General features: G+C 73.7%; 9 protein-coding genes. 4 read left to right on the forward strand and 5 right to left on the reverse strand.

Annotated elements, in window-relative coordinates; translation table 11 throughout:
• Positions 1–613 precede the first annotated feature (613 nt).
• Together CNX65_RS30585 and CNX65_RS30590 are read left to right on the forward strand one after the other, a co-directional pair.
• A complete protein-coding gene (locus CNX65_RS30585; RefSeq protein ID WP_096496836.1) occupies positions 614–3,853 on the forward strand; it encodes a S8 family serine peptidase in 3,240 nt (1,079 codons plus the stop codon).
• A 166-nt stretch (positions 3,854–4,019) separates the two neighbouring features.
• Positions 4,020–5,675, forward strand: a complete 1,656-nt coding sequence (locus tag CNX65_RS30590; RefSeq protein WP_096496837.1) for an FAD-binding dehydrogenase — start codon at positions 4,020–4,022, stop codon at positions 5,673–5,675.
• Between the two features lie 34 nt (positions 5,676–5,709).
• Here CNX65_RS30590 and CNX65_RS30595 read toward each other — a convergent pair whose 3' ends face one another.
• A complete protein-coding gene (locus CNX65_RS30595) occupies positions 5,710–6,549 on the reverse strand; it encodes a LysR family transcriptional regulator (protein WP_096496838.1) in 840 nt (279 codons plus the stop codon).
• Positions 6,550–6,669: 120 nt separating this feature from the next.
• On the opposite strand from CNX65_RS30595, the gene CNX65_RS30600 reads away from it, so the two are divergent.
• Complete coding sequence (locus tag CNX65_RS30600; RefSeq protein WP_232520077.1) at positions 6,670–7,407, forward strand: NADPH-dependent F420 reductase; 738 nt, start codon at positions 6,670–6,672, stop codon at positions 7,405–7,407.
• 37 nt (positions 7,408–7,444) lie between these two features.
• Here CNX65_RS30600 and CNX65_RS30605 read toward each other — a convergent pair whose 3' ends face one another.
• The 4 genes from CNX65_RS30605 to CNX65_RS30620 all read right to left on the reverse strand — a co-directional run bounded on the left by CNX65_RS30605 (position 7,445) and on the right by CNX65_RS30620 (position 11,221).
• Positions 7,445–7,921 (reverse strand): flavin reductase family protein, encoded by a 477-nt coding sequence (locus CNX65_RS30605; protein ID WP_096496839.1) that lies wholly within the window; start codon positions 7,919–7,921, stop codon positions 7,445–7,447.
• A gap of 288 nt (positions 7,922–8,209) precedes the next feature.
• Entirely contained in the window at positions 8,210–8,980 is a 771-nt protein-coding gene (locus CNX65_RS30610; RefSeq protein WP_096496840.1) for an ESX secretion-associated protein EspG, read from the reverse strand.
• On the reverse strand, positions 8,977–10,758 hold the full coding sequence (locus CNX65_RS38070; protein WP_157767912.1) for a PPE domain-containing protein: 1,782 nt from the start codon (positions 10,756–10,758) through the stop codon (positions 8,977–8,979). The genes CNX65_RS30610 and CNX65_RS38070 overlap by 4 nt, the downstream gene beginning before the upstream one ends.
• A gap of 13 nt (positions 10,759–10,771) precedes the next feature.
• Positions 10,772–11,221: a hypothetical protein gene (locus CNX65_RS30620; protein WP_015804909.1), complete on the reverse strand. Its 450-nt coding sequence runs from the start codon at positions 11,219–11,221 to the stop codon at positions 10,772–10,774.
• Positions 11,222–11,374: 153 nt separating this feature from the next.
• On the opposite strand from CNX65_RS30620, the gene CNX65_RS38075 reads away from it, so the two are divergent.
• Entirely contained in the window at positions 11,375–14,116 is a 2,742-nt protein-coding gene (locus CNX65_RS38075; protein ID WP_256373642.1) for an AfsR/SARP family transcriptional regulator, read from the forward strand.
• The last annotated feature ends 276 nt before the right edge of the window (positions 14,117–14,392 follow it).

A 14,392-nucleotide genomic window follows, 5' to 3' on the forward strand; every position in this document is an offset into this window, starting at 1 on the left:
AATGCGTCGTGGATCACCCCGCCAATGCGCGGCCCGAGCGCAATCCGGCACCACGCGCGAATGTCCGGCGGGTCGGGTCCGACCCACCGGGCCCGGCATTGTCCGGGCCGTCGGCCGAGCGGTGGGGGGACGCCGTCCGGCCGACGGCGGTCGACGACGGCGGGAGCGCGCGCCACCCCCAAGCGGATCCGCGGGCCAGGGGGAGTGCCCTGCGGAACGGGGGTGCGCGGCGCAACGTCCACCACGCCGACCAGTAGACCCAACGAACCGGGACGCCGGACGATGCCCGTTTGTGGCGGGCTTCACCGCACCGCCCCCGATCCGGACCGCCCGTGATCGCCCGGTGACGGCCCGCATCGGCGCCCGAGGGCTTTCGTTAGCGCCCCCGCACCGATTTCCCGATTTCACCTTTGACACCGGTTGACATTCCCGCCGGTCGGCTCTTGACTGAAGGCGTCGCACCCGTCTCGGGGTTCTGCGGCACTTCCGGCGCGCTCGCGCAAGAGGCCTGCTGGTCCAATGTGGAATCCGCGCTTGAGCCGTTCGTCTGATTGTTTCGGCACCCGTCCAGCGATGTGCTTGCGCCAATCTTTCCCCACGAAGGGTTTGCGCCGTGAACAACTCAGGCAGACGGTGGCGGCACCGCACGGGGGCGGCTCTGCTCGCGGCCGTGCTCGGCACCTCTGGGATCGGCTTCGCCGCCACTCCCGCGCTCGCGCAGGAAGCACCCCAGGGCGCCCCCGAGGCGTCCAAGCAGCTCGACTCGGTCGACCGCGAGCGCATCGCCGACGCCGAGCGCGCGGGCCAGGCCGAGGTGACCCTGCTGGTCGCCGCCGAGGAGGGCGAGCTCGACTCCGCCGTCAACGAGCTGAAGGCGCTCGGCGGCACCGTGCAGTCCACCGAGCGCGACATCGACTACGCCAAGGTGTCGCTGCCGCGCGACAAGGCGGAGAAGGCCGCGAAGCTGGACGCCGTCCGCGCCGTGGACGTCGACGGCCTGGTCGCGCTGGACGACCCGCGCCCCGAGGGCTCCGCCGCGCCGCTGCCGCAGAAGGCCCCGGACGCGAAGACGCCCAAGAAGAACCCGTACCTGCCGATCCAGGACACCCAGGCCGCGCAGTTCACGGACGCGCACTCCAAGTGGGACGGTCGCGGGACCACGATCGCCGTGCTGGACACCGGCGTCGACCTGGACCACCCGGCGCTCAAGACCACCACGACCGGCGAGACCAAGGTCGTCGACTGGTACAACGCCAACGCCACCAACTCCGGCGACGGCACGTGGATCGGCATGTCCGGCCGGTACACGGCCGACTTCACCGTCGGCGGCGTCACCTACAAGGTGCCGAGGGGCTCGACGTACAGCTTCGGCCTGTTCCGCGAGACCTCGGGCGACCTCGGCCTGAGCAACAGCGAGACCGGCGGCGACCTGAACCGCGACGGCGACCGCAACGACGCCTTCGGCGTGCTGCAGGACGTCTCGACGCGCGAGGTGCGGGTCGACGTCAAGGGTGACGGCGACTTCACCGACGACAAGCCGATGATCGACTACAAGCACAAGAAGGACGTCGGCCACTTCGGCGTCGACAACCCGGCGACGGGCACCGTCGAGCAGGTCGCGTTCGTCGTGCAGACCGACAAGTCGGTGTACGACAACGGCGGCACCCCGTACGTGAACATCGGCATCTCCGCCGCCCAGCACGGCACGCACGTCGCGGGCATCACCTCCGCCAACAACCTGTTCGGCGGCAAGATGGTCGGCGCGGCGCCCGGCGCGAAGCTGATGGCGGTCAAGGTCTGCCTGTCGACCCCGTCCTGCACCAGCAGCGGCCTGATCGACGGCGTGCTGTACGCGGCGCGCAACGGCGCCGACGTCGTCAACATCTCCATCGGCGGCCTGCCGCCGCTCAACGACGGCAACAACGCGCGCGCGGAGCTCTACAACCGCACGATCGCCGAGTACAACGTGCAGCTGTTCATCTCCGCGGGCAACAGCGGCGCGGGCGCCAACACCGTGGGCGACCCGTCGGTGGCCTCCGACTCGATCAGCGTCGGCTCGTACATCACCAAGCAGACGTGGCTGTCGAACTACGGCTCGGTGACCAAGCAGGCCGAGGGCCTGCACGGCTTCTCCTCGCGCGGCCCGCGCGAGGACGGCGGCTTCAAGCCGGACATCGTCGCGCCCGGCTCGGCCATCGCGACGATCCCGCAGTGGCTGCCCTCCGGCCCCGTCGCGGGCACCTACGAGCTGCCCGCCGGCTACGCCATGCTGAACGGCACCTCGATGGCCGCCCCGCAGGCGACCGGCGCCGCCGCGCTGCTGGTGAGCGCGTACAAGGCCACGCACAACGGGCAGCGCCCGAACGCCGCGCAGCTGCGCACCGCGATCAAGACCGGCGCCAAGTGGGTCTCCTCGCTCCAGGCCTACGAGCAGGGCGCGGGCCTGTTCGACGTCAAGCGCGCCTGGGCGGAGCTGAACCGGGGCGTCAACACCCAGAACGTCACCACCTCGGTCGAGGTCAGCACGGCGCTGGACGACCTGCTGGCCACGCCGGGCGTGGGCGTGGGCATCCACGACCGCGAGGGCGTCGTCGTGGGCAAGGAGTACACCCGCACCTACACGCTGACCCGCACCACCGGCCCGGACAAGAACCAGCAGTTCGGCCTGTCGTGGAAGGGCAACGACGGCACGTTCTCCTCGGGCACCAGGGTCACCCTGCCGCTGAACAAGCCGGTGCAGCTGGCCGTGAAGGTCAAGCCGAAGTCGGCAGGCGTGCACTCGGCCGTGCTGGAGATCGACAACTCGTCCACGGCCGGTGTCGACGCGATGACCCTGAACACGGTCTTCGCCGCCGAGGAGTTCACCGCCAAGGGCTCCTACCAGGTGACCAGGACCGGTGACCTGCCGCGCAACCAGTCGCAGAGCTTCTTCGTGAAGGTGCCCGAGGGCACCAGCGCGCTGAAGGTCGACATGGCCGCGGGCGGCGACCCCGGCAAGGGCCAGGTGCGGTTCCTGCGCTTCGACCCGTACGGCGTCCCGTTCGACACCACCTCGTCGACCAACTGCTACAACCCCGACGCGGGCGCGGGCTGCTCCGGTGGCACGCCCACCAGCCGCACCGTCGCGAACCCGACGCCGGGCGTGTGGGAGATCGTGGTCGAGGCGCGGCGCACCTCGGACGCCGACGTGGCCAAGTACTCGGTGACCGCCTCCGTGCTGGGCACCGCGATCACCCCGAACCCGGACGTGATCGAGTCGGTCGTGGCCGGGACCCCGGTGGAGCGCCAGTACCAGGTGACCAACTCGCTGGCGACGTTCACCGGCAAGCTGGTCGGCGGGCCGCTGGGCAGCGCGAAGGTGGCGCGGCCGAGCATCGCCGACGGCACGACCGCGCAGTACGACCTGGTCGTGCCCGCGGGCGCCACGCAGCTGCGGGCGTCGATCGGGAAGACCAGCGACGTGACCGCCGACCTGGACCTGCTGCTGTACAACTGCACCTCCGGGTCGTGCGTGCTGTACGTGCAGTCGGCCGACGCGGACTCGGAGGAGGCCGTGTCGGTGGCCAACCCGGCGCCGGGCGCGTGGCGGGTGGTCGTCGACGGGTACGCGGTGCCCGCAGGCACCACCGAGTACGACTACCTGGACGTGTTCACCGCGCCGAGCCTGGGCTCGGTGACCGTGGCGGACGCGGACGCGCAGCGCACCGCGGGCGCGACGTGGACGGCGACCGGCACGGTGACCGCGAGCGCGAAGCCCGGTGACGGGCGCGAGCTGCGCGGCGAGCTGGGCGTTCGGACCTCCGACGGCGTGCCCGTGGGCAGCGGCGTGGTGGTCGTGCGGAACGTGGCCTGACCGCTTCCCCGCTCGGTGGAGCCCGTCCCCGCTTCGGCGGGGGCGGGCTCCCGCTCTTCTCCGGGGCCGCTTCCGGGATCGCGGGGCGCGGACGTGCTCGAACGGCGGTGTTCTGAAAAATATTCAGGTCTCGTGCTGCGCTGTCGGACGCCTCTAGACTCGCCCGATGGCACATGACGCGGATGTCATCGTCGTCGGCGCGGGACTGGCCGGGCTCGTCGCGGCCTCGGAGCTCGTCGACGCCGGGCGCAAGGTCCTGCTGCTCGACCAGGAGCCCGAGGCCTCGCTCGGCGGGCAGGCCTGGTGGTCGTTCGGCGGGCTGTTCATGGTGGACACCCCCGAGCAGCGCAGGCTGCGGGTGCGCGACTCGTCGGCGCTGGCGCTCCAGGACTGGCTGGGCTCGGCGGCGTTCGACCGCCCCGAGGACGAGTGGCCGAAGCGGTGGGCCGAGGCGTACGTGGACTTCGCCTCCGGCGAGAAGCGGGCCTGGCTGCACGGGCTGGGGGTGCGGTTCTTCCCGCTGGTGCAGTGGGCCGAGCGCGGCGGGTACCTGGCGGGCGGGCACGGCAACTCGGTGCCGCGCTTCCACGTCACCTGGGGCACCGGGCCGGGCATCGTGGAGCCGTTCGAGAAGCGGGTGCGCGAGGCCGTGGCGCAGGGCCTGCTGGAGTTCCGCTTCCGGCACCGGGTGACCGGGCTGACCACCACCGGCGGCGTGGTCGACGGGGTGAGCGGCGAGGTGCTCGTGCCGTCCGCGGTGGGCCGGGCGGAGCCGTCCTCGCGGGAGGTGGCCGGGTCGTTCGAGCTGCGCGCGCAGGCCGTGGTGGTGACGTCGGGCGGGATCGGCGGCAACCACGAGCTGGTGCGCCGCAACTGGCCCGCGCGGATGGGCACGCCGCCGGAGCACATGCTGTCGGGCGTGCCGGACCACGTGGACGGCCTGATGCTCCAGGTGGTGAACGACGCGGGCGGGCGGATCATCAACGAGGACCGCATGTGGCACTACCCGGAGGGCATCGACAACCACAGCCCGGTGTGGGGCAGGCACGGCATCCGCATCCTGCCCGGCCCGTCGCCGCTGTGGCTGGACGCCACGGGCAAGCGGCTGCCGATCCCGCTGTTCCCCGGCTTCGACGCGCTCGGGGCGCTGGAGCACATCGTCAAGACCGGGCACGGGCACTCGTGGTTCCTGCTGAACCAGCGGATCATCGGCAAGGAGTTCGCGCTGTCGGGGTCCGAGCAGAACCCGGACCTGACGGGGCGCGACGTGAAGATGCTCCTCAAGCGCGTGCTGCCGGGCGCGGTGACGCCGGTGGAGGTGTTCGCGAAGCGGTCGCCGGAGTTCATCACCGGGCGGACCGTCGCCGAGGTCGTGGCGGGGATGAACGCGCTGGTCGGCGAGGACCTGGTGGACGCGGCCGAGCTGCAGCGCGTGGTGGTGGAGCGGGACCGGCAGGTGCTGTCCGGGCTGGGCAAGGACATGCAGGTGAACGCGATGCGCGAGGCGCGGAAGTTCCTGACCGACAAGGTGATGCGCGTGGTCGAACCGCACGCCCTGCTGGACCCGAAGGCGGGGCCGCTGATCGCGGTGCGGCTGTCGGTGCTGACCCGCAAGACCCTGGGCGGGCTGCACACGGACCTGTCGGGGCGGGTGCTGACCGGGGACGGGTCGGTGCTGGAGGGGGTGTACGCGGCCGGTGAGGCGGCCGGGTTCGGCGGCGGCGGGGTGCACGGGTACCGGGCGCTGGAGGGGACGTTCCTGGGCGGGTGCCTGTTCTCCGGGCGGACCGCCGGGCGGGCGGCGGCGAGGGCGCTGGGGTAGCGGTCCGGGGCGCGTCCCGGTGGGCGCGCCCCGCTCAGTCCCCGAACGCCGCCGCGTACGACGCCAGGCAGGACGCGGGCGTCACCGCCGAGGCCACCACGTGCCCGTCCACCTCCAGCGGCGGGTCGAGGGGCACCGGGACCACGCGGCCCGGTCGGACGTTCGCCACCTGGCCCTCCGGCAGCAGCGCCCACCCCGCCGGGTCGCGGGCGACCTCGTACAGGGCGTTCATCAGGTCCCCCGACGGCGGTCGCCGGGGCGCGGTCGGCAGGGCGGCCAGGATCGCGTCGTGCAGCGGCGGGTCCACCTCGCGGGCGGGCAGGCGCAGGCCCTCCGGGGACAGGTCCGCCAGGCGCACCGACGACGCCCCCGCCGCCGGGTGCTCGTGGGACACCACGGCGTGCAGCCGCTCGGTCCACGCGCGCGCCACCCGCACCTCGCCCCCGGACGGCACGGCGCCGCGCACCAGGGCCACGTCCAGCTCGCCCGCCCGCACGGCCGCCAGGCGCGCGGACACCGGCAGGTCCACCAGTTCCGGCTCCACGTCGCCGAGCCGTCCGAGGGCCCGGTCGACCCGCGCGTCCACGCAGGACGCCAGCCCGATCCGCACCACCGCCCCGCGCTCCCCCGCCACCACCCGCACCCGCGCGGCGGCGGCCAGGGCCTCGCGGGCGGCGACGAGGACGCGCTCGCCCGCCGGGGTCAGCCGCACCCGCCGGGAGGTCCGGTCGAGCAGCCGGGCGCCCAGCTCCCGCTCCAGGCGGGCGACCTGCTGGCTCACGGCGGGCTGCACGATCCGCAGCCGCTCGGCGGCCCGGCCGAAGTGCAGCTCCTCGGCGACGGTCACGAAGTAGTGCAGCGCGCGCAGTTCCACCCCTCTGATCTATCACGGGACGTGATCGCTGCGGGGCGGGTCCGCTCGTTGTCCGCCCGGTTCGCGGCGGGTCTGATGGTGGTGCGCCCCGGCGGTCGGGGCGCAGGCGAGGAGCGGGCAGTGAGCACAACCACCCTGGGCGTCATCGGTTCCGGCATGGTCGGGGCGGGTGTGGCGCGGCGCGCGGTCGACGCGGGGCTGCGCGTCGTGCTGGCCAACTCGCGGGGCCCGGAGTCCCTGGCCGCGCTGGTGGCCGAGCTGGGCGAGCGGGCCCGCGCGGCGACCCCGGCGGAGGCGGCCCTGGCGGGCGAGGTGGTCGTGGCGGCCGTGCCGCTGACCGCGCTGCACCGGCTGCCGGTGGCGGAGCTGGCGGGCAAGGTCGTGGTCGACCCGATGAACTACGCCCGCAAGCCCGGCTGGGAGAACCCCGAGCTGGACCGGGACGAGCTGACCTCCAGCGAGCTGGTGCAGCGGGCGCTGGTCGGCGCCCGCGTGGTGAAGGCGCTGCACAACATCGGCCCCGGGCAGCTCCTGCAGCTGCACCGGCCGGACGGCGCCCCCGACCGCACCGCCCTGCCGGTCTCCGGCGACGACCCGGCGGCCAAGGCCGAGGTCGCCGCGCTGCTGGCCGCGCTGGGGTTCGACGCGGTCGACCTGGGGCCGCTGGCCGAGAGCTGGCGCAGCGAGCCGAACACCCCGCTGTACGCCGTGCCGTACACCGGCCTGCCGCCCGAGGGGCTGCCGATCGCGGAGGTGGTGGCCTGGTTCCAGGCCGCCGACGGGGTGCCGCTGCCCGCGTCGCGGGTGCGCGAGCTGGCCGCGTCGGCGGTGCGCCCGCGTGCGGGGTTCCAGCTGTAGCCGCCACGCCGCCGCAGCCGCCACGCCACCGCAGCCGCTACGCCACGGACGTGTACCGCCCCTGGAACCGCACCAGCGGCGAGGCGCCCGCCGTGTGCTCGATCGCCAGCGGCTCGCCCACCAGGGCCACGTGGTCGCCGACCACGATCCGGCGGGACGTGCGGCACCTGAGGCGGGCCGGGGCGTCGAGCAGGTGGGGGACGCCGTCGCCGTCCGGCTCCCAGCGGGTGGCCTGGCCGAAGCGGTCGGCCCCGGAGCGGGCGAACAGGTCGGACAGGGCGGTCTGGCCCGCGTGCAGCAGGTGCAGGGCGAACAGCGGGGCGGTGCGCAGCACCGGCCACGCGGACGCGCCCTGGCCGATCCACACCACCACCAGCGGCGGGTCGAGGCTGGCCGAGGTGATCGAGCTGACCGTGACGCCCACCGGGCCGTCGCCACCGGTCGCGGTCACGATGCCGACGCCCTGCGGGAAGTCGCGGAACACCCCGCGCAGACCCAGCGACGACTCGACCATCGGGCACCCGCCTCTCCTGGGGCACGTCGGACCCCGCCACCGAGGATGCAACCCGGCGGGCGGCGCTTCAAGGACGTCCACCCGGCGGGAAGCGCCGCGCGCCCGTGGCACTACGGGAACGCGCGGTCGAGCCGGGAGGGACCGGACAGGTCGGGAGGAGTCCGGACAAGCAGGGAGGAGTCCGGACAAGCTGGAAAAGGCCCCGGACAGGGCGGAAGACCCCGAACAGCCCGGAGGCCCCGCCGCGACGTGCGCGACGGGGCCTCCGGGTCAGGCTGCGAGGGCCGCTCAGGCGACCCCGGCCAGCACCGAGTCGATCCGGCTGGCGATCCGGTCGTTGTCCGTGGGTGCCAGGCTCAGCCACCCGTTCTCCCGGACCATCAGGTAGCGGCCCTGGTGCGTGTCGAACCAGGTGATGGTCACCCCGGCCCGCTGCGCCCGGTACCCGCCGCCACCGCCGTGCGAGACCCCGAACTGCCCGCCCGCCTTGCGGTTGGCCGCCAGCTCGCTCAGCGCGGTGGCGTCCTCGCGGGACAGGCCCGCGCGCTGGAGCGCGGTGCGCTCGTCGACCTCGGAGTCGCCCCACGGGTCGTCCTCGTCGCCGTCGGACTGGCCCTGCATCGCGACGGCCGCGTCCATGGTCTCGACCCGCAGCGACAGCGACGAGCCGGGACCGGCCGCACCGGCGGGCAGCACCTCCACGATGGACCTGGCCAGCGAGGTCGGCCGGATCTCCAGCAGGCCGACGCTGCCGCTGTCGATCACCGCGAGGGCCGCGCGGTCGCCGTCCGAGACGGCGACGGCGCGGATCGGGCGCTCGACGTGCGCGATGGCGTCCACCGACACGCGGTGGTCGGCCAGCAGCCGCAGCAGCGAGACCAGCCGGTGGTCGGGCTGGCCGCCCAGCTCGGCGAGCACCTGCTCGCGCAGCCGGGCGCGCTCGGCCTCGGTCGCGCCGAGGCTGGGCACGTCCAGCGGGTAGGGCAGCCTGCCCAGCCCGAGGTCCTGCCACAGCACGTCGAGCTGACGCGGCGTGAGCAGGTACTCCGGCTCGATCACGACTGGCCGCCCTTCTTGGGCTTGACCCCGCCGATCACCGACGGCGGCAGGTTCTCACCCGGCACCTCGAAGATGTCCTCGCCGCGGATGTACGCGGCGGAACGGCGCTCCTTGTCCTCCGCGCCCTGGCCACCGGCGCCGGCGCCGCCCATCGGGGCGCCGCCCATCGGCGTGCCCGAGCCGCCCGCGCCACCAGCGGCGCCGGGGCCGAAGCCCACGCCGGGAGCGCCGCCGCGACCGCCCGCGAAGGCCGCCGACGAGCCGCCCGCGCCCATCTGGCTGCCCGCCGCGCCCATGCCGCCGCCCGCGCCACCGGCGCCGCCGAAGCCACCGCCCGCGCCGCCGAAGCCGCCCGCGCCACCGGCGAAGCGACCGGCAGCCGCACCGCCCGCGCCACCGCCCGCGCCACCGGCGCCGCCGAAGCCGCCACCGGCGCCGCCCGCACCGCCCGCGCCGCCGAAGTTCGGCGTGTAGCGCGGGTTGGTGTTGGCCCCGCCCGGCGGGACGTACCCCGGACCCGTGCCGACGCCCGTGTTGGGGCGCGGCGGCGTGTAGCCGGGGTTGTTGGTCGGGTTCGTGTAACCGGGGTTGGTCGGGGTGTACCCGCCGGTGTTGCCGCCGGTGCCGGTCTGGTAGTTCGGCGGCGTGTAGCCGGGGTTGTTCGTCGGGTTCGTGTAACCGGGGTTCGTCGTCTTCGGCGGCGAGTACGTCGTCCCCGAGGTGTTCGTCGTCGCCGGGGGCGTGTACGTCGACTGCGGCGGGGTGTAGCCGCCCTGCGGGGTCGGCGTGTAGCCGCCGTACGAGGGCGACGGGGAGGACGACGCGGGCGGGGTGTAGCCCGAGTTCGCCGGGGGCGTGTACGCGGGAGCGGACGCGGCGGCCGGGGTCGGCGACGCGTAGCTCTGGTTGGTCGTGCCGCCGCCGCCCGACGGGCCGCTGTAGCTCGCCGCGGCGGGCGCGTACCCGGTGCTGCTGCCCGAGGTGGTCGCGCCGCCGGGGCTGTCGTACCCGCCGCCGCCGACCGGCTTGTAGCCCTCGGTGGACACCGGGGCCCCGCCGCCCGCGCCGCCCGCGCCAGCCGGGCCGCCGTAGCCGGAGACCTGGCCGCCCGCGTTGGTCACGCCCGCGGCGGTCAGCGCGCCCGAGGCGTCGCCGAGGCCGGGCGCGTCCACCGTGCGGATGGTCGCGACCTGGGGCTCCTCGTAGGCGCCGGTGGTCGGGTTGAACGGCGGGCTGAACTTGGGGGTGTTCTGGTCGACGTTGCGGGAGTCGTTCTCCATCGACGTCATCACGTTCACGGCGTGCTCGTGCTGGAGCCGCGCGTGCTCGTTGGCCGCCTGCACGTCCACCGAGGACGAGGCGAGCCAGGTCAGGCCGCCCGAGCTGAGCGTGTTGGTGGCCTGGTCCCAGTTGAACTCCACCGGCTCGGGGATGTTCGTCCGGGCGTTCTGCATGATCTGGGCCTGCTCCTGGACCCTGGTGCCCACCGTGACGGCGGTCTCCGCGGTCTCGGTCACCCAGTCCGACAACAGCCGGATCGCGGCGCGCGCGCCGTCGGCCGAGTCGCCGGTCCAGCCGCTCTCGCTGGCCGAGACCCGCTCGTTGATCACGCGGGCGGCCTCGGTCAGCTCGGTGCCGAAGTGGCCCCACTCCGAACCGATCTCACCGGTCTGACCGGGGTCGTTGTTCGTGTGGACCGAGTCGTAAAGCTCCCGGTGCGACCTGGACGCCCAGTTCTGGGTGTCGGTCAGAACCAGGTCCGCCGCTTCCTGCTCCACGAGCCCCGTCCTCTCAGTTGCTGTTCAGGTTGGCCGCGCCGCTGAGCCGCCGCAGCTCGTCGCGGTGCTCCTCGTCGATGGCCTGGAAGTTGCGGATGGCGCTCTGCACGGAGTCGTGCGTCTGCTGCAGCACCTCGCGGTAGGAGGTCATGACGGAGGCGAAGGAGTAGGGGTCGCCCTCGGCGCGCTCCTCGAACTTCGACTTCATCCGCTCGCTGACCGGGTTGGTGCCCAGCGGCGCGGGGCGGGCGAGCCTGCCCGCGCGCTCCAGCCAGGAGTCGACCTGGTCGATCTGCTCCAGGAGCATCTTGCGCAGCTCCTCGCCCACGACGGGGTCGAGCGAGACCTTGCCGGAGTTCACGGTCTCGTTGAGCGCCACGACCTCTTCGCCCAGGGGGACGCGCTTCTTCGGCGCAACCGGCTGCTGGGCCTGGTTGTCGGTTCCCGCTTCGTCGATGTACATCGTTTCCCTCGCGAAGGCAGTCTGCAGGACGGAACCCAAGCTGCCAGGCGTCGCCAACGCAAACCCAACGCGCCACCAATGCGAGTGGATCGGCGGCGGATGCTCGTGTGGGAAACTTTTCGCCGCACCGTGACGAAGCCGAAAGGTCTGCAGATGCGGGTGAACCTGCTCGGCCCGGTTGAACTCGTCTCCGCAGGTGGGGACGCGGTCCACCTCGGCGCGGCCAAGCGCAGGACGGTGCTCGCGGCGCTGGCGCTGGAGCTCAACCGGGTGGTGTCCGGGGACCGCCTGCTGTCGCTGGTGTGGGACGGCTCACCGCCCCCGCAGGCCAAAGCGGCCCTTCAGGGACATATCGCCCAACTCCGGAAGGTGCTGGGCGGCGGTGTGGCGCTGGTCACCCGCTCGCCGGGGTACCTGCTGACCGCCGAGCGGTCCGCCGTGGACGTGTTCCGGTTCGAGGACCTGGTCGCCGGTTCGCGGGACGCGGACGACGAGCGGGCGGCCGAGGAGCTGGCGCGGGCGCTGCGGCTGTGGCGCGGGCCGGTGCTGGCGGACGTGGCGAGCGAGGTGCTGCGGGAGTCGGTGTCGGCGCGGCTGGAGGAGCTGCGCACGGTGGCCGTGCAGGAGCTGGCGACCCGGCTGTTCCGGCTGGACCGGGCCGAGGAGGCGGTGGCGGCGCTGACCGGCGCGGTCGCCGACCACCCGCTGCGGGAGCCGCTGGTGGCCAGGCTGGTGCTGGCGCTGCACGGCGCGGGGCGGCAGGCCGAGGCGCTGGAGCTGTTCCACCGCACCCGCGAGCAGCTGGCCGAGGAGCTGGGCGTCGATCCGGGGCCGGAGCTGCGCGAGGCGTACCAGGCGGTGCTGGACGGCGGGGTCGTCGCGACCCGGCCGGTGTCCGCGCCGCAGGTCAGCGTGCCCGCGCAGCTGCCGAGGGAGCACCGGGGGTTCGTCGGGCGGGCCTGCGAGCTGGCCGCGCTGGAGGCGGACCTGGGCGGGCAGGACTCGGCGATCGGGCTGCTGGTCGGACCGGCCGGGGTGGGCAAGACGGCGCTGGCGCTGCACTGGGCGCACCGGGTGGCGGCGGACTTCCCGGACGGCCAGCTGTTCGTGAACCTGCGCGGCTTCGACGAGACCGAGCCGCTGGACCCGCGCACCGCGCTGGTGGGGTTCCTGCGGGCGCTGGGCGTGGACGACTCGCAGATCGCGGTGGACCTGGAGGAGCAGGCCGCCCAGTTCCGGTCGCTGGTGGCGGGCAGGCGGGTGCTGGTGGTGCTGGACAACGCCCGGTCCGCGGAGCAGGTCCGGCCGCTGCTGCCGGGGTCGGCGCGGTGCATGGTGCTGGTGACCAGCAGGCTGCTGCTGGACGACCTGGTGGTGACCGAGGGCGCGACGTCGTTGCAGGTGCCGCAGCTGGAGGAGGGCACGGCGGAGGACCTGCTGGCGGCGGCGCTGGGCAGGCACCGGATCGAGCAGGAGCCGGAGGCGGTGGCGGAGCTGGTCGAGCTGTGCGACCGGCTGCCGCTGGCGCTGCGGATCGCGGGCGCGCGGCTGGCGTCCCGGCCCAGGTGGACGATCCAGTCGCTGGTCGACGAGCTGCGCGACGAGCAGGGGCGGCTGTCAGGGCTGTCGCTGGAGGCGGGCACGGGCGTGCACGCGGCGCTCGCGGTGAGCTACCGGGAGCTGCCGGAGGCGGCGGCGCGGCTGCTGCGGCGGTTGGGGCTGCACCCCGGCACGGACCTGGACAGCTACACGGCGGCGGCGCTGATGGACATCGGCGTGGGCAGCGCGCGCACCCACCTGCGGACGCTGGCGTACGCGAACCTGCTGCACGAGTCCATGCCGGACCGGTACTCGCGGCACGACCTGGTGCGGCTGTTCACCCACCACCTGGCGGCGACCGAGCCGGAGGAGGACAACACCGAGGCCACGCACCGGCTGCTGGACTACTACCTGCACGTGGCGGACCTGGCGCGCGGGCACCTGTCGGACCACGTGCAGCCGTTCGAGCCGCTGAGCTACCAGCCGGCGAGCGCGCCGGAGCTGCGCTCGCACGAGGCGGCGCTGGGGTGGTTCACGCTGGAGGAGGCGAACCTCGGGCTGGCGCTGGACATCGCGGTCGGCTCGGGGCTGCGGGAGCGGACGTGGCAGCTGGCGCTGTGCCTGGACGCGTTCCACTTCCGGCGCGGGAACCGGCTGGACCGGTTGGCGCTGTGCGGGATCGGGCTGACGGCGGCGCGGGCGCTGGGCGACAAGCACGCGGAGGCCACGTTCCTGCTGCGGCTGGGGTCGACGCTGGCCGATCTCGGGCGGATCGAGGAGGCGGTGGCGGCGTGCGGGGAGTCGGCGGCGCTGGCGATCGGGGATCGGCACTTGGAGTTGGCGGCGCTGGCGAACCTGGGGTACTGCCTGATGGCGGCGGGGCGGTTGGCGGAGGCCGAGAAGCGGATCCGGGAGACGGTGGAGATCGCGCGGGAGGTCGGGGACGCGCGGTCTCGGGCGAGCGGGTTGAACAACCTGGCGAACGTGCTGCTGGCTCGGGGGGAGCCGGAACTGGCGCTGGGGCACGCGGTGGAGGCGCTGGGGTTGTTCAGCGGGGACTCGCCGACCAAGGCGCACACGGCGACGTTGCACACGGTGGGGGCGGTGTTGCAGGAGTTGGGGCGGCCTGAGGAGGCGTTGGAGTCTTATCGGGCCGGGTTGGCGCTGGCTGAGGCCATTGGGGATCGGTACCAGGAGGCGTTGTGCCACCGGGCTATCGGGGATGTGCTGGAGCGGTTGGGGATGGCGGAGCAGGCGGTTCCGCACTGGTCTGAGGCGTTGCGGCGGTATCGGGATTTGCGGTTGACGGAGGGGGAGGAGTTGAGCGGGAAGGTGGATGGACCTGGGGTGGGGTAGGTGTGGGGAGAGGGGGAGGTTGAAAGTCAAGAGCTGAAGGGCACGCCTCGCCGGCGGGGCAGACCTCCAAAAAAGAGGGGGACGGGCTCTGCCGGCCGGTGACCGTTGGTCTTGTGGTCCCGTTTAACCCTGCGGTGGGTGGGGTCCCTCTTCTCCGTTTGGCCTCCTTTCAGGCAAGCACAGGCGTCAAGACGCCGTTTGACCAGGCGGTCTGCCGCATGGTGCGGCGGCGTCTTGACACCTGCGCTCGGGCTTCGCCAGGCCAAACGGAGAAGA

It is taken from the genome of Actinosynnema pretiosum, from assembly GCF_002354875.1.
Taxonomy (GTDB): domain Bacteria; phylum Actinomycetota; class Actinomycetes; order Mycobacteriales; family Pseudonocardiaceae; genus Actinosynnema; species Actinosynnema auranticum.

Excerpts from the sequence above, each read along its gene's own strand:
- CNX65_RS30590 (WP_096496837.1), top strand. The coding sequence starts at position 4,020 with ATGGCACATGACGCGGATGTCATCGTCGTCGGCGCGGGACTGGCCGGG.
- CNX65_RS30620 (WP_015804909.1), bottom strand. The coding sequence starts at position 11,221 with ATGTACATCGACGAAGCGGGAACCGACAACCAGGCCCAGCAGCCGGTT.
- CNX65_RS38075 (WP_256373642.1), top strand. The coding sequence starts at position 11,375 with ATGCGGGTGAACCTGCTCGGCCCGGTTGAACTCGTCTCCGCAGGTGGG.
- CNX65_RS30605 (WP_096496839.1), bottom strand. The coding sequence starts at position 7,921 with ATGGTCGAGTCGTCGCTGGGTCTGCGCGGGGTGTTCCGCGACTTCCCG.